This is a genomic window from Pseudomonas guariconensis (genome assembly GCF_015680235.1).
Classification (GTDB): Bacteria; Pseudomonadota; Gammaproteobacteria; order Pseudomonadales; family Pseudomonadaceae; genus Aquipseudomonas; species Aquipseudomonas guariconensis_A.
Genome location: NZ_JADLJL010000051.1, coordinates 1 through 18,776 on the forward strand (window position 1 = coordinate 1; position 18,776 = coordinate 18,776).

Annotated in this window: 16 protein-coding genes; 9 read left to right on the forward strand and 7 right to left on the reverse strand. The window is 61.5% G+C overall.

Annotation, left to right across the window (positions count from 1 at the left end; genetic code table 11):
• On the reverse strand, nucleotides 1–692 hold a 692-nt coding region (locus IRZ56_RS21940), incomplete at its 3' end, for an SIS domain-containing protein (protein WP_196146869.1).
• A gap of 104 nt (nucleotides 693–796) precedes the next feature.
• Here IRZ56_RS21940 and zwf point away from each other — a divergent pair.
• From zwf to IRZ56_RS21960, 4 genes are all read left to right on the forward strand, one after another.
• A complete protein-coding gene (zwf, locus tag IRZ56_RS21945; protein WP_196146870.1) occupies nucleotides 797–2,260 on the forward strand; it encodes a glucose-6-phosphate dehydrogenase in 1,464 nt (487 codons plus the stop codon).
• 89 nt (nucleotides 2,261–2,349) lie between these two features.
• Nucleotides 2,350–4,536: a DNA helicase II gene (gene uvrD / locus IRZ56_RS21950; protein ID WP_196146871.1), complete on the forward strand. Its 2,187-nt coding sequence runs from the start codon at nucleotides 2,350–2,352 to the stop codon at nucleotides 4,534–4,536.
• Nucleotides 4,537–4,726: 190 nt separating this feature from the next.
• Nucleotides 4,727–5,575 (forward strand): Tim44 domain-containing protein, encoded by an 849-nt coding sequence (locus IRZ56_RS21955; RefSeq protein WP_196146872.1) that lies wholly within the window; start codon nucleotides 4,727–4,729, stop codon nucleotides 5,573–5,575.
• A gap of 141 nt (nucleotides 5,576–5,716) precedes the next feature.
• Nucleotides 5,717–6,124, forward strand: coding sequence for an SMI1/KNR4 family protein (locus IRZ56_RS21960; RefSeq protein WP_196146873.1), 408 nt, complete (start codon nucleotides 5,717–5,719; stop codon nucleotides 6,122–6,124).
• Between the two features lie 176 nt (nucleotides 6,125–6,300).
• Here IRZ56_RS21960 and IRZ56_RS21965 read toward each other — a convergent pair whose 3' ends face one another.
• Nucleotides 6,301–8,061 carry a cation:proton antiporter gene (locus tag IRZ56_RS21965; protein WP_196146874.1) on the reverse strand — a complete coding sequence of 587 codons (1,761 nt, stop codon included), beginning with the start codon at nucleotides 8,059–8,061 and terminating at the stop codon, nucleotides 6,301–6,303.
• A 324-nt stretch (nucleotides 8,062–8,385) separates the two neighbouring features.
• Here IRZ56_RS21965 and IRZ56_RS21970 point away from each other — a divergent pair, with 324 nt between their 5' ends.
• Nucleotides 8,386–8,871: an acyl-CoA thioesterase gene (locus IRZ56_RS21970; protein ID WP_043209987.1), complete on the forward strand. Its 486-nt coding sequence runs from the start codon at nucleotides 8,386–8,388 to the stop codon at nucleotides 8,869–8,871.
• Between the two features lie 170 nt (nucleotides 8,872–9,041).
• On the opposite strand, the gene pdxY is transcribed toward IRZ56_RS21970, so the two are convergent.
• Nucleotides 9,042–9,920, reverse strand: a complete 879-nt coding sequence (pdxY, locus tag IRZ56_RS21975) for a pyridoxal kinase PdxY (protein ID WP_196146875.1) — start codon at nucleotides 9,918–9,920, stop codon at nucleotides 9,042–9,044.
• A gap of 117 nt (nucleotides 9,921–10,037) precedes the next feature.
• On the opposite strand from pdxY, the gene IRZ56_RS21980 reads away from it, so the two are divergent.
• Nucleotides 10,038–10,430, forward strand: coding sequence for a DUF3301 domain-containing protein (locus IRZ56_RS21980; protein ID WP_196146876.1), 393 nt, complete (start codon nucleotides 10,038–10,040; stop codon nucleotides 10,428–10,430).
• Here IRZ56_RS21980 and IRZ56_RS21985 read toward each other — a convergent pair whose 3' ends face one another.
• Nucleotides 10,431–11,405, reverse strand: a complete 975-nt coding sequence (locus IRZ56_RS21985; RefSeq protein ID WP_196146877.1) for a CobW family GTP-binding protein — start codon at nucleotides 11,403–11,405, stop codon at nucleotides 10,431–10,433.
• Between the two features lie 78 nt (nucleotides 11,406–11,483).
• Nucleotides 11,484–12,689 (reverse strand): zinc metallochaperone GTPase ZigA, encoded by a 1,206-nt coding sequence (zigA, locus tag IRZ56_RS21990; protein ID WP_196146878.1) that lies wholly within the window; start codon nucleotides 12,687–12,689, stop codon nucleotides 11,484–11,486.
• 113 nt (nucleotides 12,690–12,802) lie between these two features.
• On the opposite strand from zigA, the gene folE2 reads away from it, so the two are divergent.
• Nucleotides 12,803–13,690, forward strand: a complete 888-nt coding sequence (gene folE2 / locus IRZ56_RS21995) for a GTP cyclohydrolase FolE2 (protein ID WP_196146879.1) — start codon at nucleotides 12,803–12,805, stop codon at nucleotides 13,688–13,690.
• A 3-nt stretch (nucleotides 13,691–13,693) separates the two neighbouring features.
• Here folE2 and IRZ56_RS22000 read toward each other — a convergent pair whose 3' ends face one another.
• The gene (locus tag IRZ56_RS22000) at nucleotides 13,694–14,221 is read right to left on the reverse strand and encodes a DUF3617 domain-containing protein (protein WP_196146880.1); all 528 of its coding nucleotides are present in this window, start codon (nucleotides 14,219–14,221) and stop codon (nucleotides 13,694–13,696) included.
• 127 nt (nucleotides 14,222–14,348) lie between these two features.
• On the opposite strand from IRZ56_RS22000, the gene cls reads away from it, so the two are divergent.
• Nucleotides 14,349–15,788, forward strand: a complete 1,440-nt coding sequence (gene cls, locus IRZ56_RS22005; protein WP_196146881.1) for a cardiolipin synthase — start codon at nucleotides 14,349–14,351, stop codon at nucleotides 15,786–15,788.
• 1 nt (nucleotide 15,789) lies between these two features.
• Here the strand turns inward: cls and cfaB are convergent, their stop codons facing one another.
• Entirely contained in the window at nucleotides 15,790–16,974 is a 1,185-nt protein-coding gene (gene cfaB, locus IRZ56_RS22010; RefSeq protein WP_196146882.1) for a C17 cyclopropane fatty acid synthase CfaB, read from the reverse strand.
• A 209-nt stretch (nucleotides 16,975–17,183) separates the two neighbouring features.
• Between cfaB and lpdA the strand changes: the two genes are divergently transcribed.
• The gene (gene lpdA, locus IRZ56_RS22015) at nucleotides 17,184–18,584 is read left to right on the forward strand and encodes a dihydrolipoyl dehydrogenase (protein WP_196146883.1); all 1,401 of its coding nucleotides are present in this window, start codon (nucleotides 17,184–17,186) and stop codon (nucleotides 18,582–18,584) included.
• The last annotated feature ends 192 nt before the right edge of the window (nucleotides 18,585–18,776 follow it).

An 18,776-nucleotide genomic window follows, 5' to 3' on the forward strand; every position in this document is an offset into this window, starting at 1 on the left:
GTGTCTTCGTGCACGTCGATGGCCAGGTTGACGGTGGACAATTCAGCCAACGGCGTCTGGCTCGGGCACAAGGTGATCAGATTGGCCCCGCTTTCACGCACCAGGTTGGCCGTAATCAGCAGGTCCTTGGAGCGACCCGATTGGGAGATGCACACGGCTACATCGCCAGGCTTGAGCGTCACCGCGGACATCGCCTGCATGTGCGGGTCGGAATAGGCCGCGGCGCTGAGCAGCAGGCGGAAGAACTTGTGCTGGGCATCGGCCGCCACCGCGCCGGAGGCACCAAAGCCATAAAACTCCACGCGCTGGGCCTGGGCCATGGCGGTTACCGCCTGTTGCAGGGCCTGGGGATTGAGGTGTTCGCGCACCTCCATCAAGGTATGTAGCGTGGTGTCGAAGATCTTCAGGCTGTAGTCGGCGACCGAGTCGTCTTCATGGATCGCGAACTGCCCGAAACTGGCGCCAGCGGCCAGACTCTGCGCCAGCTTGAGCTTGAGATCCTGGAAGCCTGAACAGCCGATCGCCCGGCAAAAGCGCACAATGGTCGGCTCGCTGATCCCTACGCTGTGAGCCAGGTCGGCCATGGAGCTGTGCATGACGGCAGCCGGATCGAGCAGCACATGGTCGGCCACTTTCAGTTCCGATTTGCGCAGCAAATGGCGCGATTGGGCGATATGTTGCAACAGATTCACAGGCTGGACTCGGTTATGATCGGCTGGCCGGGATGTAGCTTTCTTGTAGTTATACTACAAGACCCGCGACCCGCCCAGCTAAACGAACGTGGAGAGTGGTGGTTTTGACTATTCCTTGCGACATCCTGGTCTTCGGCGGTACGGGCGACCTGGCCTTGCACAAACTGCTGCCGGCGCTCTATCACCTGTATCGCGAGGGCCGCCTGCACAACGCCGTGAGAATCATCGCGCTGGCCCGGCGCCCCTTGCCACGGGACGAATACCTCAAGCTCGCCGAGCGTAACTGCCGGGCCCAGATCGCCCGCAACGATTTCGAGGAAGATGTCTGGCGGCGCTTTTGCGCACGCCTGGACTACTTCGCCATGGATGCCCTGCAAAGCGCCGATTTCGTGCGCCTTGCGCGTTACCTGGGTGAGCCTGGAGGGCTGGCCCGCATCTACTACCTGGCCACCGCACCCAACCTGTTCGTGCCCATCGCCAACCACCTGCGCATTGCCGGCCTTGCCGACAGCGAAGCGCGCATCGTGCTGGAAAAGCCCATCGGCCACTCGCTGGAATCGGCCACGGCGATCAACGAAGCCATTGGCGCGGTATTCGACGAGAGCCAGGTGTTTCGTATCGACCACTATCTGGGCAAGGAAACGGTGCAGAACCTCATGGCCCTGCGTTTTGCCAATGCCCTACTGGAGCCGGTATGGCGCAATGGCCAGGTCGACCATGTACAGATCAGCGTCTGCGAAACCCTGGGCGTGGAAAACCGCGGCGCCTACTACGACCGCGCGGGTGCGACCCGCGACATGCTGCAGAACCATCTGCTGCAGCTGCTGTGCCTGGTTGCCATGGAGCCACCGGCGCAGTTCGAGGCCGAGGCGGTACGTGATGAGAAGGTGAAGATCCTTCGGGCGCTCAAGCCGATCACCGGCCAGGACGTGCAGGACAAGACCGTGCGCGGCCAATACGGCGCCGGCCATATCGGCGGCCAGGAAGTGCCGGCCTACTACTTCGAAAAGGACGTCGACAACGACAGCGATACCGAGACCTTCGTCGCCGTGCACGCGCACATCGACAACTGGCGCTGGGCCGGCGTGCCCTTCTACCTGCGCACCGGCAAGCGCATGGCGCGGCGCTCGTCGCAAATCGTCATCCAGTTCAAGCCGGTGCCCCACGAGCTGTTCAGCGGCGGCCAGGTCAACCAGCTGTTGATCCAGCTGCAGCCCGAGGAGCGCATCAGCCTGCGCATGATGACCAAGAGCCCGGGCAAAGGCATGCGTCTGGCGCCTGTCGAACTGGACCTGAACCTGGCCCAGGTGTTCGGCCAGACCCGCCGCTGGGAAGCCTATGAACGTTTGTTGCTGGACGTGCTCGAGGGGGATTCGACGCTGTTCATGCGACGTGACGAAGTGGAAGCCGCCTGGGCTTGGATCGACCCGATCCTCAAGGGCTGGGAAGAACACTTCCAGCCCCCGCGCCACTATGCCGCCGGAAGCAACGGGCCAGAGCAGGCCAACAGCTTGCTGGCCAGGCATGGCAGCCAGTGGTATCGAAGTCCTGGGGGCGACCGAGCGTAGCGAATCACCCGATGAGCGACGCTACCAGAAGGTGAATATTCATACAGTAGGTGTTTGTCCCTTGACCGGCTTGGCCCTAGAATGGCCGGATGCACACAGATGACCTCTCCCTCCTGTTGAACTCCCTCAATGATGCCCAACGCCAGGCTGTCGCGGCCACGCTTGGGCGTCAGCTGGTGCTTGCTGGCGCCGGCTCCGGTAAAACCCGCGTGCTGGTGCATCGCATCGCCTGGCTGATCCAGGTCGAGCAGGCTTCGCCGCACTCGATCCTGTCGGTGACGTTCACCAACAAGGCCGCCGCCGAAATGCGCCAGCGGATCGAGCAGCTGCTGGGCATCAACCCGGCGGGCATGTGGGTCGGTACCTTCCACGGCCTGGCACACCGCCTGTTGCGTGCGCACTGGCAGGAAGCGCGCCTGGTGCAGAATTTCCAGATTCTCGACAGCGATGACCAGCAGCGCCTGGTCAAGCGGGTGATCCGCGAGCTTGGCCTCGACGAGCAGCGCTGGCCAGCACGCCAGGCCCAATGGTTCATCAACGGGCAGAAGGACGAGGGCCTGCGCCCGCAACATATCCAGGCCGGCGGCGACCTGTTCCTGGGCACCATGCGCAGCATCTACGAAGCCTATGAGCAGGCTTGCGAACGTGCTGGGGTCATCGATTTCTCCGAGTTGCTGTTGCGCGCCCTGGACTTGTGGCGCGACCACCCCGGCCTGCTGGAGCACTACCAGCGACGCTTCCGCCACCTGCTGGTGGACGAGTTCCAGGACACCAACGCCGTGCAGTACGCCTGGCTGCGCCTGCTGGCCGGCCAGAACGGCGGCAGCCTGATGGCCGTGGGCGACGATGACCAGTCCATCTATGGCTGGCGCGGGGCCAAGATCGAGAACATCCACCAGTACACCGCCGACTTCCCTGACGCCGAGTTGATCCGCCTGGAGCAGAACTACCGCTCCACCGGTGGCATCCTCAAGGCGGCCAATGCCCTGATCGCCAACAACAGCGGGCGCCTGGGCAAGGAACTGTGGACCGACATGGGCGAAGGCGAGCCGCTGACGTTGTACGCCGCCTATAACGAACACGACGAAGCGCGCTATGTGGTCGAGACCATCGAGAGCCTGATCAGGCAAGGCAATGCGCGCAACGACATCGCCATCCTGTATCGCTCCAACGCCCAGTCACGGGTATTGGAAGAAGCCCTGCTGCGCGAGCGTATTCCCTACCGCATCTACGGCGGCCAACGCTTCTTCGAACGCGCAGAAATCAAGAACGCCATGGCCTACCTGCGCCTTCTCGAAGGCCGCGGCAACGATGCCGCCCTCGAACGGGTAATCAACGTGCCACCGCGTGGCATCGGCGAGAAAACCGTCGAAGCGATCCGCGACCATGCCCGCCACAGCCAGCTGTCGATGTGGGAAGCCATGTGCCAGCTGCTCGCCGCCAAAGCCCTGAAAGGCCGCGCGGCAAGCGCCCTGGGCGCTTTCATCGAGCTCATGGAAAACCTGGCCGCCAAGACCTTGGACATGCCACTGCACCTGATGACCCAGACCGTCATCGAGCAGTCCGGCCTGATCATCTACCACCAGGAAGAAAAAGGCGAAAAAGGCCAGGCACGGGTAGAAAACCTCGAGGAACTGGTCAGCGCCGCGCGCAACTTCGAAACCAGCGAAGACGATGCCGACCTTTCGCCGCTGTCAGCCTTCCTCGGCCATGCTTCCCTGGAGGCCGGCGATGCCCAGGCGGACGAACATGAAGACAGCGTGCAATTGATGACCTTGCACAGCGCCAAGGGCCTGGAGTTCCCCTATGTGTTCCTGGTGGGCATGGAGGAAGGCTTGTTCCCTCACAAGATGAGCCTGGAAGAGCCAGGCCGCCTCGAAGAGGAACGTCGCCTGGCCTACGTGGGCATCACCCGGGCCATGCGCCAGCTGATCATGACCTACGCCGAAACCCGTCGCCTGTATGGCAGCGAGACCTACAACAAGGTGTCGCGTTTCGTACGGGAAATTCCGGCGGGGCTGGTGCAGGAAGTGCGTCTGTCCAATAGCGTCAGCCGCCCCTTCGGTGGCAATCAGAGCAATTCCAGCAGCCTGTTCGCCAATGCCAGCATTCCGCAAACGGCGTTCACCCTGGGCCAACGTGTGCAGCATTCGGTGTTCGGCGAAGGCGTGATCCTCAATTTCGAAGGCTCGGGGGCCCAGGCACGGGTGCAGGTCAACTTCGCCGAAGGCAGCAAGTGGCTGATGCTGGGCTACGCCAAATTGGAAGCGATCTGATACCGAATGCTACGGCTTCCAGCCGACTGTAGTCTTTTCTTTTGCCTGCTGACGAAAGGTCCTACCCACTGAATGGGCTTGTGTACAGGCCCATCAGGCAAAAGATGGAAACATTATGGCGCTGGTCATGTGCACAACAACCTGTGCAACATGACGCGCGTGCAATCCACCCACAGGGGAAATCCCATCTATGCAACGTTTTCTTAGCATCGTACTGGCGCTGTGCGTCGGCCTGACGCTGAGCCTGGACGCCAACGCCAAGCGTTTCGGCGGCGGCAAGAGCTCGGGCTCCGCGCCTATCCACCAGACCCGCCAGGCTACGCCAACCACGCCGGCCGCCGCGCCAACCGCTCCTGGCCGCGCCCCGGCCGCCGCCAGCGGTGCTTCGCGCTGGCTGGGCCCATTGGCTGGTATCGCCGCGGGCGGCCTGCTGGCTTCCATGTTCATGGGCGACGGCTTCCAGGGCATGCAGATCCTCGACTTCCTGATCATGGGCCTGATCGCCTTCCTGGTGTTCCGCTTCATCGCCGCGCGCCGTCGCCAGCAGCAGCCGCAACACGCCGCCGCCGGCCACGCGCCTTACCAGCGTGAAACCCATGCCCAGCCAGCCCAGCCGTCGGTCTTCGGTGGCGCCGCTGCGCCTGCCGCCGCCCCAGTGATCAACGCCCCGGCCTGGTTCAACGAGCAGAACTTCCTGAACGCCGCACGCAGCCACTTCATGTCGCTGCAGCAGCATTGGGATGCCAACGAGATGGACAAGATCGCCGAGTTCGTCACCCCACAGATGCTCGAGTTCCTCAAGCGCGAGCGTGCCGACCTGGGTGATGGCTTCCAGTCCACCTACATCGACAACCTCGATGTACAGCTCGAAGGCGTCGATGACCGCGCCGACAAGACCATCGCGACCCTGACCTTCCACGGTGTCTCGAAGACCTCGCGCTTCGACCAGGGCGAAGCGTTCAGCGAGAGCTGGCATATGGAGCGTGCACAGGGCGAGAACCAGCCTTGGCTGCTCGCTGGCATCCGCCAGAACGGCTGATTCTTCCGCTGGCATACGTTGGGGCCGCTTTGCGGCCCCAAGCTTTTTGTTTCCGCCCCTGCCCGGGGTTTTTGCTTTTGGCAGACTGGCCTACTAGGGTATAACGCGCAGCGTTGTCATCAAGGTCAGAGGATGTAAGCCGTGGAAGAAGTGATCGAACAACTCCGGGAAGCCAACGAGCCGGTTCCCGTGCCGCTGGAACTGCCAGACGAAGACTTGCTGGTGGAGATCGAAGAGCAGCTGTTCATCAACATTCCCTTCGTGTTCAAGGAGTTCCTGCTGACCGTCAGCGACGTGGTCTACGGCAGCCTGGAACCGGTCACCGTCACCGACCCGCAGTCCCATACCTACCTGCCAGACGTTGCCGCGAACGCCTGGGATGCGGGCGTGCCGCGGGACCTGATCCCGCTGTGCCAGGATGGCGACAGCTACTATTGCGTCGAGGAAGACGGCACCGTGGTCTTGTGGGATGGCGATGAAGAAGCCATCGCCGAAGACAACTGGGAATCCGTTTGGCATTGGGCCAGGGATGTCTGGCTGGAAAGCTGATACCTTCGGCGCATAGGATTAGCGAAAGCCTACAGCCTTTGTGGGCTTTCCCTACACTCAATCCATGGCTCTTAGCCACCATCCACCGTAGAATCGCCTGGCTTTCTGCGCTTGGCCGCGTCGCTACCGCTCCATCCCCTCGGACTTCGATTAAATCAAGCGCAGAAAGCCCCCCTTCAATGGGCTTGGTCGCGATTGTTGTCCAGCGTTTCCAGCAAGGCGATCTGCATGCGGGTATGGACCCGGATGAACCAGCGCCACAGCAATGCCACCACCACTGCCGCTACCACTGCGATCACCAGCAGAAGCTCGTTGGTCGGCAAGATGCTCGCCGACAGCGCCGAAAGCAGCAGGAAGATCACCAGCAGCGACAACAATGGAATCACTTCGGCGATCACCCGCCGCACACGCTGGGTATGCCGCCCTGCCATCTCCGGCTTGACGCCCAGTTCGGCCAGCAGCATCGAAAGCGCCTTGAGCTTGCGGTAGGCGGCAATCAGGAACGGCAACGACAACAATAGCGCAGCGCCCCAGATCAATGCCTTCTGCCGGCTGATATCGCCGACCCACTCCATCAGCCAGGTGCCGATACGCTCGGCGAAGTAACCGCCACTGAAGAAGATCGCGATCACCAACGCTAGGTTCACGCCGACCTGCAGCAGGATGCGCCTGACCATCGCAGCCACCATGGCGCCTTCCCCTTGGGGTTGGATGCTGCGCAACCATTCACCATATAGCGACAACACCCGTGCCAGCCGACCGGGCACCACCTTGCCGAGCTTCAGCGACAAGGGGTCGGCGGCGCGAATCAGGTAGGGCGTGAGCAAGGTGGTAATTGCCGAAACAGCCACCGCTACCGGGTAGAGGAAGTCACTTGTGACCTGCAAGGTCATGCCCAGCGCCGCGATGATGAAGGAAAATTCGCCGATCTGCGAAAGGCCCATCCCCACGCGCAGCGAGGTACGCCCGTCATTGCCGGCAATGAAGGCGCCCATGCCGCACGACAGCATCTTGCCCAACACCACCGCCACGGTAATGACCGCAATAGGCCAGGCGTAGTCGACCAGAACGCGCGGGTCGATCATCAGGCCGATGGCCACGAAGAAGATGGCACTGAACAGGTCGCGCACCGGTTCGATCAGGCGTTCGATCTTCAGCAGTTGCCGGGACTCGGCCATGATCGCGCCGATCAGGAACGCACCCAGAACCATGCTGTATTCGAGCTTGACCACCAGCAGACAGAACCCGAAACACAGGCCCAGCACGGTGATCAACAGCATTTCGTTGCTTTCGAACTTCGCCACGTAGGCCAGCAGCCGTGGCACCAGCAGGATGCCGACGACCAGGGCGACGATCATGAACAGCGACAGCTTGCCCACCGTGGAAAACACTTCGCCCGAACTGACCGTGCCGCTGACCGCGATGCCTGAAAGCAGGGCAATGATGCCGATACCCAGGATGTCCTCCACGATCAGCACCCCGAAGATCAATTGGGCGAAGCGCTCGTTCTTCATCTTCAGGTCGTTGAGCGCCTTGACGATGATGGTGGTCGAGGAAATGGCCAGGATCGCGCCCAGGAACAGCGAATCCATCGTGCTCCAACCAAACCAGCGACCGATCTCGAAGCCGATCCAGATCATCAGCACGATTTCCAGGAAGGCCGCGATGAACGCCGTGGCACCGACCTTGAACAACTTGCGCAGGCTGAACTCCAGGCCCAGGCAGAACATCAAGAAGATCACCCCGAGTTCGGCCAGGGTCTTGATTGTGTCTTCATCATGGATCAGGCCGAAGGGCGGTGTGTGCGGGCCGATGATGAAGCCGGCGACGATGTACCCCAGCACGACAGGCTGCTTGAAGCGATGGAAAAGAATGGTGACCACCCCGGCCACCAGCATGATCACGGCCAGATCCTGAATGAAGCTGATGGCATGCATGGCGAGGGACTCCTTTTCTCGTTGCCTGGGCAGACCGCTCCTCTGCCGAGGCAAACCCGAGCGAGCAGCAAGTACATACTGTGTTCAATGCAGGAAAGCCCAGGTTGCGTGGGCTCCCTCAGGTTAACATCGCGCCTGTGTGCGAAACGCCGATGCAATATGCAGAAACAGATCGGCGATTTTGCCGCCAGCGATGGCATGATTCGCGTGACGATGGCGCGTCGGCCGACGTCCCGTACCAGGATGTGAAACCACATTGAGGGGGAAACAGAAGTGTCTGCAGATACCCGCCCCGTTTCAGCGCAACCAACCCGTGAGCACACTATGGAACCTGGAAACGCCCAGTTGACGATGACTGTCCTGATGACCCCGGACATGGCCAATTTTTCGGGCAACGTACATGGCGGCACCCTGCTCAAGTACCTCGACGAAGTCGCCTACGCCTGCGCCAGCCGCTACGCCGGCACTTATGTGGTGACGTTGTCCGTGGACCAGGTGATCTTCCGCGAGCCTGTGCACGTGGGCGAGCTGGTGACGTTCCTCGCTTCGGTCAACTACACCGGCAATACCTCGATGGAAGTGGGCATCAAGGTGGTGACCGAGAACATCCGCGAGCGCTCCGTACGCCATTCCAACAGCTGTTTCTTCACCATGGTCGCAGTGGACGACAACCGCCGTCCGGTACAGGTACCGCCACGCCAGCCGCAAAGCAGCGAAGAGAAGCGCCGCTTCTTGCAAGGCCAGCAGCGCCGGCAGATCCGCCAGGAACTGGAACAGCGCTACCAGAACCTCAAGACCGATTCGATCTAGTCGTTACCGAAAGGCTTTGGAGGCTACCGCCCCCACAAGCGGTTAGCACTACCCCTGTGGGAGCGGGCTTGCCCCGCGATCAAGGGCGAAGCCCTTGCCAGGCGGCGATGATACTGGGCTCGGCCTAATCGCGGGAAAAGCCCGCTTCCACAGGGGGCGGCGCTAGCCGATTAGCTGCCGACCACCAGACGTTGCGCCTGGAAGCGCACGCGCGGATGGGCGATGCGATCCTGGGCCCGGACCAGCTGCAGCTCGTAGCTGGCACAGGCCTGGGTTTCCAGCAACACCTCATGTACTGCGGCGGCGGTGAACTCGAGCGCCTGCACCCAGCTGTCGCCCAGCAGCACCCGGGCCAGGAACAGCCCGGAGGTCAGGTCCCCTACGCCCACCGGCTGGCGGGGAAACGCCAACAGCGGGCGCTGCAGATGCCAGCAGCCGTCGCCGGTGACCAGCAGCATCTCGAAGCTGTCCTCGGCACGCCCTGGGTAGGCCAGGTGCTTGACCAGCACCACTTTCGGCCCACGCTCGAGCAGACCACGGGCCATGGCCACGCAATCGTCCAGGGATTGCGCCCTGCGGCCACAGAAGCTGTCCAGCTCGAGCTGGTTCGGGCAGAGGATGTCGGCCACCGAAGCGGCCTCATCGAGCAGGAACTCGCTCACCTCCTCCGGGACGATGCAGCCTTTTTCCGCATGCCCCATGACCGGGTCGCACAGGTACAGCGCCTTGGGGTTCACCGCTTTGATCCGTTGCACACCCGCCAGGATCGCACGCCCTTGTTCGGCACTGCCCAGGTAACCGGACAATACCGCGTCGCAGTGGCCCAGCTCGCCGATGTTGGAAATGCCTTCCACCAACGCAGGAATTTGCGCTGGAGCAAGCACTTCACCGGCCCACTGGCCATACTGAGTATGGTTGGAGAATTGCACGGTATTGAGTGGCCAGACATTCACCCCGACCCGCTGCATGGGGAACACCGCCGCGCTGTTTCCGGCATGGCCGAAGACCACGTGGGACTGGATGGCAAGCAGATGCGGTGTACGTTTCATGCGAATTTTCCAAAGCTGTTTCAAAAGTATGCGGCGCGCAGTATGAACCTGATTGCCACCTGTACGACAGGCCAGGGACACAGTTAAGCTGGACTGACCTGTTTGGAGCATATGCAAATGTTGACCCTGGAGAACCTGTTCGTTCTGATGGTGGTAGCCGCCGCCGGCGCCTGGTTGTGGCACAACCACGGGCTACGCGAGAAGGCGCTTGAACGGGTCAAGCAACATTGCGCCAAGCTCGACCTGGAGCTGCTCGACGATAACGTCGCCCTCAAGCGCATCGGGTTCGTACGCGACGCCAATGGGCGCAAGCGCCTAGCCCGGGTCTATGGGTTCGAATTCACCGTCACCGGCGAGCAGCGCCATCCGGGTACGGTCACCCAATTCGGCGCCCATACCATGCAGATAGAATTGGCGCCCTATCCGTTCGAGATCAAGACGCCTCCCAAGGCGGACAACGTGATCCAGATGCAGCAGTGGCGCCAGGAGCACAACCGCTGGCATAACTGATCAGTCATCCAGGCGACAGGCAGCCAGGGCGGCTTTCAGGGTCTCCAAGGGCTGGGGCTGGTCGAAGATCAGTTCCAGGCGCGTGTCCTTGCGCCATTCGCTCGGCTGCCAGACCGGTTTACCACCATTGAGGGTATTGAACGATTGCCAGCCGGTCGCGCTGTGGATAACGCCTTTGGCCCGTCGCCATGGCCAGGCCTGCAGAAATCGCTCCAGGCGCCCCGCGTCGAAACGCTGCGTAGGGTGCCAGCGCCAACCCATACTCCAGCCACCTTCCCCGGCCTGAGCGAGACAGATAGGTTGGCGTGGATCGGGCCAAAGCACGTTGATGCCGGCCGCAGGTTCATCCACAGGTAATTTATCCACAGACTCGGTGGGCGTCGATGCAGGTGCAATGCTTGGCAAACGATCCAGCGCAAACGCCCCATGCTCTGTCCAATAGCTAGGCAAATCGGGCAGCCGAGCACTTATCAACAGACGGTTTTTTTCATCCACAGAGGCGGATTTGTTGAAAACCAGCATTCCGGCTGCCGCCAAGGCCGCCTGCTGCGCCTCCGGCAATGGCTCGCCACGCGCCAAGGCCTGCGTATCCAAGACCATCAGCAGCGGCTGTACCGCCAGCACACCTGACCATGGGGCCTGGCGGAGCTGGCCAAGCAACTGAACGGGGTGGCCGAGCCCGGACGGTTCGATGAACAAGCGGTCAGGCCTGGCCTTGCGCAGCAAACGCCCCAGGCCGACCTGAAACGGCATGCCATTGACGCAACACAGGCAGCCACCTGCCACTTCGCCAATGGCGATACCGTCGTCGTCACGACCCAGTAGCGCCGCATCCAGCCCCACCAGGCCAAACTCGTTGACCAGCACCGCCCACCGTTCATTCGCCGGGCGCTGGGCCAACAGCTGATGTATCAGGCTGGTCTTGCCGGCGCCCAAGGGGCCTGCGATCACGTGGGTGGGAATGTTCTGCAGCATGGGAAAGTGCCTGGAAAAACAGTCGCCCCACTATGACCCTTCGATCGAGCCCGTCAAGCGTCGTGGATATCCACAGGCTCAGGCAACATCCTCATACCAAGGCCCGAAAGGGTCGTTGAAACGAAGCCAGGCCATTTCGCCCAATGCCATTTCCTCGTCGGTCAACAAGCACGCTTCCAGCTCTGTGGATAACTGTTTGAAGTCGACGTTCTGGCCGATGAACACCAGCTCCTGTCGGCAATCACCGCTTTCGGCCACCCATTGCTTGAGGATCGCGGCGGTACTCTCCTCGTCCTGTGGCCAATGCTCACGTGGAACGAAGCGCCACCAGCGCCCCGCCATGCCATAGCGCATCATGCCACCCGCCTGCGACCAACTGCCCGCCTCCTGGAACTTGCTGGCCAGCCAGAAAAACTCTTTCGAACGCAGCAGGCGGCCATTGGTCCATTCGCTGTGGATAAAATCGTGGAAGCGCTCAGGGTGAAACGGCCGACGGGCTTGCCAAGTGGTGGCTGCAATCCCGTATTCCTCGGTTTCCGGCACGTGCTCGCCACGCAGTTCCTGTAGCCAGCCAGGGGCCTGGGCCGCCTGTTCGAAGTCGAACAGGCCCGTGTCGAGGATGCGCTCCAGCGGCACTTGGCCCATGACCATAGGGACGATCTGCGCCCGGGCATTGAGGCTGCGCAGGATGGCCATCAGTTCTTCGCGTTCATGCTGGCTGATCAGGTCGATCTTGCTGAGCAGCAGCACATCGGCGAATTCCACCTGCTCGACCAGCAGGTCGGTGATCGAGCGCTCATCATCCTCGCCCAGGGTTTCGCCGCGGCTGACCAGGCTGTCGGCGGCTTGGTAGTCACGCAGGAAGTTCAGACCATCGACGACCGTGACCATGGTATCCAGGCGCGCCATGTCGGACAGGCTGCGCCCCTGCTCGTCACGGAAAGTGAACGTTTCGGCCACCGGCAGGGGTTCGGAAATACCGGTGGACTCGATCAACAGGTAGTCGAAACGCCCTTCCCGCGCCAGCTTCGCCACTTCCTCGAGCAGGTCTTCGCGCAAGGTGCAGCAAATGCAGCCATTGCTCATTTCCACCAGTTTCTCTTGCGCCCGGTTGAGGCTGACGTTGCGCTGCACTTCGCTGGCATCGATGTTGATTTCGCTCATGTCATTGACGATCACGGCCACCCGCAGGTTTTCGCGATTGCGCAGTACATGGTTGAGCAAGGTGCTCTTTCCGGCGCCCAGGAAGCCGGACAGCACGGTAACAGGAAGACGGTTGGGCATGGGAAACCTCATCGGGCAAGGGCATTCGAAGCGATGCATTGCATACGTTATATTATAACAATACAATTTCGCCAAGCCCGTGTGCCGCTGCTGCACTCACCAGGATCGCCAAAATGACCAGCCTGACCCTCCCCGATATTGCCACCCAAACCCAACCCCATACCCTCCCCCTGGACTGGGTTGGCATGCAGGGCATCGCATTGCCGTTGCGGCATGAAGGCCGCGTTCTCTGCGGGCAAGCAGACGTCGGGGTCAACCTGGAAGATGGCGTTTCACGGGGGATACACATGTCGCGCCTGTACCTGGCGCTGGAGGCGCTCGAGCAAGCCGAGCTGAATCCGCTGTCGCTACGCCGGTTGCTGGCTGATTTCCTCTCATCCCATGAGCGGTTATCTTCTGCGGCGTACGTAAGCCTACGCTTCGATCATGTCCTGAAACGGCCGGCCTTGGTCAGCCCGTTGGCGGGTTGGAAAAGCTATCCCGTCACCCTGGATGCGAAGATCGAATATGAAATGTTCCACGTGGAACTATCCGTTGTGGTGCCCTATTCCTCCACTTGCCCTTGCTCAGCCGCCCTGGCTCGACAGCTGATTCAACAGCAGTTTCTTATCGACTTCCCCACGCAAATGCCCGACCAGGCCACACTGCTGGAATGGCTAGGCAGCAACCAAGGCATCGTCGCCACGCCACACAGCCAGCGCAGCCAAGCCCATGTCCGCGTTCAACTACGGGACAACTTGGCTCATCTACCGATCACTGAGCTGATCGACACGATCGAGGCAGCCTTGGGCACTGCCGTGCAAACCGCGGTAAAACGCGCCGATGAACAGGCATTCGCCTTGGCCAATGGCCAGAACCTGATGTTCTGCGAGGACGCCGCGCGACGGCTGCACCTGTCGTTGCGCGACGTGGAATGGACGGCTGGCTTCAACCTGCGCGTGGAACATGCAGAAAGCCTGCATGCCCATGATGCGGTTGCTGCCAGCCAATATCGCTGGTGATGCTCAGGTGCGTGGTTTCACCGAACCACAGTCGCTGCCCAGCCAAACGGCCCGGGTATTCATGCTGCCCTGTTGCTGAACACCGGAGGCATTGAAGGTGCCGCTGACCTGGGTCAGGAATTCCCGGTCACTGAGGAAGGTCGCCTGACCGTTACCTTGGGCGCGCGGGCAGCTGAACTGGAATTTCCATACGTTGCCCGTACGCTCGGTGATCTTCTGGGTGCAGCCGGACTGAGGGTCCTGCAGCGGAATGTCATCGGTCTGGACCTGCTCAGGCGTAAGGCAGGAACGCACGCCTTTTCCTGCCAAGGTAATACCCTGCTTGGCCAATACCCCTTCCATCATGGCACGCTGCTCCGGCGGCAGGTTCTTCAATTGCCCGAGCATGAATTCCATATTGGGTAACGGCTTGCCATCGACCTGCATGTTACTGGTGGTCAGTTCCCACAACCCCGGTTGCAGCATCTGCGCTTGCACCAGCGGTGCGCCCAGGCCCAATGCCAGGGCCAACAGTGGCAGACGAATCTTCATGGATGAATGCTCCTCGAAAGACCGGCTACTGGCCGGTTGAGCCTTAGACGTCATTTCCGCTTCCGGGTTGCAAGCCGGGCCTGGAACATGCTCTGTTATCCCGGTGCCCTCAGCAAGCAGGATGCGTATGGACTACCACAGCCCCTATTTCTTCGGCTATGTACTCGGCTTGATTCACCTGCTCGGCGTCATCGCCGCGCTGCACGCCGTATTCACCGTACGCACCGCCCAGGGCGCGATCGCCTGGGCCATGTCGCTGTTCTTCATTCCTTACTTCACACTGATCCCCTACCTGATCTTCGGTGCTCGCTCCTTCTACGCCTACATCCAGGCCAGGCGCCAGGCTAACCAGGAAATGCATGTGGCCATGGCCAACCTCAATTGGCGGCCTTGGGTAGAGGAAGCGCTCACAGCGCGCGAATCACAGAGTTATGCTGCGCTGCGCGCCATGCCGCGGCTGGGCCCCATGCCCTGCCTGGCGAACAACGAGGTGAAGCTGCTGATCAACGGCAAGGCGACCTTCGATGCGATCTTCACCGCCATTGCCCAGGCACGCCAGGCGGTGCTGGTGCAGTTCTTCATCATCCATGACGACACCCTCGGCCGAAAGCTACAGCAATTACTCCTGCGCAAGGCCGCCGAAGGTGTGCGTGTCTATGTGCTGTACGACCGGGTCGGCAGCCATGCTCTGCCGGCCAGCTATAGTCAGGCCCTGCGCGACGGTGGCGTGCAGATCCATGCGTTCGCCACGCGCCGTGGCTGGTTCAACCGCTTCCAGGTCAATTTCCGCAACCATCGCAAGATCGTGGTGGTCGATGGCCTGCTGGGCTTCTTGGGTGGGCATAACGTCGGTGACGAATACCTCGGCGAACATCCCCCGCTATCGCCTTGGCGCGATACCCATGTCCAGGTCAGCGGCCCGGTGCTGGCCTGTTTGCAGGAGTCGTTTGCCGAGGACTGGTACTGGGCCACGCGTGAACTGCCGCCACTGATCCTGCCCGACACCTATCCGGAAAACGGCGTGCTGTGCCAGGCATTGGCCAGCGGGCCGGCTGACTCCCAGGAAACCTGCGCACTGTTCTTCCTCGAAGCCATCCACTCGGCTACCCGCCGGGTGTGGATCACCAGCCCTTACTTCGTTCCCGATGAGGCGGTATTCGCGGCGCTGCGCCTGGCGGTGCTGCGCGGGGTCGATGTGCGCGTCCTCATTCCGGCACGACCGGACCACCGTATCGTCTACGCCGCCTCCAGCCTGTTCGCATTCGAGGCGGTACGTGCCGGTGTAAGGATGTTCCGCTACCAGCCAGGGTTCCTGCACCAGAAGGTGGTGCTGGTGGATGACGAGATCAGTGCGATCGGCAGTGCCAACCTGGACAACCGCTCATTCCGGCTGAATTTCGAGATCACGTTGCTGACCGTCGACCGCACCTTTGCCGACCAGGTCGAGGCCATGTTGCTGAAGGATTTCGAGGAGGCCAAGGAAATCAGCGCCGAGGACAGTCGCGATACGCATCGCCTGCAACAACTCGGGATGCGTATCGCGCGGCTGATATCGCCGATCCTTTGAGTTAACGGTAAAGGTCTTCGCGGGTCCAAGGCAGGTCGTGATGCCCGTCCGCATAAGGCTTCACCGCGAGGATCTGGTGCAGGTTGATCCAGCCCTTGGAGAAGGCATAGGCACAGCCGGCCAGGTATAGGCGCCAGATGCGCAAGGTCTTCTCCGGCACCAGGGCAGCAGCCTTGTGCAGCTGGTTCTCCAGGTTCTCGCTCCAGTGGTTGAGCGTCTTGGCGTAGTGCAGGCGCAGGCTTTCCACGTCAACGATCTCCAGCCCTGCTTCACAGATGCGAGCACTGATCATCGACACATGCGGCAGTTCGCCATGGGGGAAGACATAGCGGTCGATGAATTCACCCGCCCCCCGCCCCACGGGACGCCCGTCCACGTGCTTGGCCGTGATGCCATGGTTCATCACCAGGCCGCCTTCGCGCACGGCACCGAACAGCTTCTGGCAATACAGCTCAAGGTTGGCATGGCCGACGTGCTCGAACATGCCGACACTCACCACCTTGTCGAACCGGCCATCCTGAGGCAGGTCGCGGTAGTCGAGTATCTGCAGATCGACCTGGCCGGCCAACCCTTCATCCTTGACCCGCTGGCGCCCCAGCTTGAGCTGCTCCTTGCTCAGGGTAATGCCGAACACCTTGGCGCCATACTCACGCGCGGCGAACCGTGCCAGACCACCCCAACCGCAGCCCACGTCAAGCAAGTAGTCACCTGCCTGCAGACGCAGCTTGCGGCACAGGTGGTCGAACTTGTTCTGCTGGGCTTCGTCGAGGGTATTGTCCGGCTCGCGGAAGTAGGCGCAGGAATAGGCCATGTCCTGGTCGAGCCAAAGCTGATAGAACTCATTGGACAGGTCGTAATGGTAGGAGATGGCTTCGGCGTCCGTGTCCTTGTCATGGGCGGTACGCGCCGGTGGTGTTTGGTCCTGCTCCTCCAGCAATGCTTCGCTGAGCTCGTCGCAGACCCGGATGACTTCCCCGATATCGCCTTCGAGCTCGAGCTTGCCTTCGACGAAGGCGGCACCCAGTTCGTCCAGGCTCGGATGGGTCAGCTGGCTGATCAGCTGAGGCTCCTTGACCAGGATGGTGACCTGCGGGCTCGGCCCCAGGTCGAACTGGTTGCCGTCCCACAGCTTCAGACGCAAAGGCAAGTGCAAGCTCTGCAACGCAGGTGGAAGTTGCGCAAGCATGAATGACCCTCCCTTTCATTTTTCCAGACGTCGCGCCTCTAATTGGGACGTCACCGGGAACAGGGTAGTTCATTCGTAGGAAGTTTCCGTGAATGCAGACCTTGGTCTAGAAGCATCCGAAACAAATTGAAGGCATTTTTGTATACAACTTTCTTTGCGCAGACTAATCTTGTGGCCCTCTTGCGCTTCTTCACTCCTGGAGTAAACCCATGAAATCCTATGATGTGGTGATCATTGGCGGCGGCCCCGGTGGCTACAACGCAGCGATCCGCGCCGGTCAGCTGGGCATGAGCGTCGCCTGCGTGGAGGGCCGCTCGACCCTCGGCGGCACCTGCCTGAACGTCGGCTGCATGCCGTCCAAGGCCCTGCTGCATGCGTCGGAGCTCTACGAAGCGGCCACTGGCGAGGAGTTCGCCCACCTGGGGATCGAGGTCAAGCCAACGCTCAACCTGGCCCAGATGATGAAGCAAAAGGACGAAAGCGTGACCGGCCTGACCAAGGGCATCGAGTACCTGTTCCGCAAGAACAAGGTTGACTGGGTCAAGGGCTGGGGCCGCCTCGACGGCGTCGGCAAGGTCATCGTCAAGGCCGAGGACGGTAGCGAGACCACGCTGCAGGCCAAGGACATCGTCATCGCCACCGGCTCCGAACCCACCCCGCTACCAGGCGTGACCATCGACAACCAACGCATCATCGACTCCACCGGCGCCCTTTCGCTGCCCCAGGTACCCAAGCACCTGGTGGTGATCGGTGCCGGCGTGATCGGCCTGGAACTGGGCTCGGTATGGCGCCGCCTGGGTGCCGAAGTGACTGTGATCGAATACCTGGACCGCATCTGCCCCGGCACCGACGAGGAGACCGCCAAGACCCTGCAGAAAGCCCTGGCCAAGCAAGGCATGGCTTTCAAGCTCGGCAGCAAGGTGACCCAAGCCACCCCATCGGCCGACAGCGTCAGCCTGACGCTGGAACCTGCAGCAGGCGGCGCGGCCGAAACCCTGCAGGCCGACTACGTGCTGGTGGCCATCGGCCGCCGCCCCTACACCAAGGGCTTGAACCTGGAAAGCGTCGGCCTTGAAACCGACAAGCGCGGCATGCTGGCCAACGATCATCACCGCTCCTCGGTGCCAGGCATCTGGGTGATCGGCGATGTCACTTCCGGCCCGATGTTGGCGCACAAGGCCGAGGACGAGGCGGTCTCCTGTATCGAGCGTATCGCCGGCAAGGCCCATGAGGTCAATTACAACCTGATCCCGGGCGTCATCTATACCCGCCCTGAACTGGCCAGCGTCGGCAAGACCGAAGAACAGCTCAAGGCTGAAGGCCGCGCCTACAAGGTCGGCAAGTTCCCCTTCACGGCCAACAGCCGCGCCAAGATCAACCATGAAACCGAAGGCTTCGCCAAGGTCATCGCCGATGCCAACACCGACGAAGTGCTGGGCGTGCATTTGGTGGGCCCAAGCGTGAGCGAGATGATCGGCGAGTTCTGCGTGGCCATGGAATTCTCGGCCTCGGCCGAGGACATCGCCCTCACCTGTCACCCTCATCCGACCCGTTCCGAGGCCCTGCGCCAGGCGGCGATGAACGTGGATGGCATGGCGATGCAGATCTGATCTGCGTCGAAACGAGACGGCATCAAAAGGGCGAACATCGATGTTCGCCTTTTTTTGTGCTTGTCCCGCAATCAAGGATAAAACCCTCGCCAGGCGACGGTGATATCAGGCCTGACACAATCGCGGGACAAGCCCGCTCCCACAGGTCCGGCTAGCAATCTGTAGGAGCGGGCTTGCCCCGCGATCAAGGGC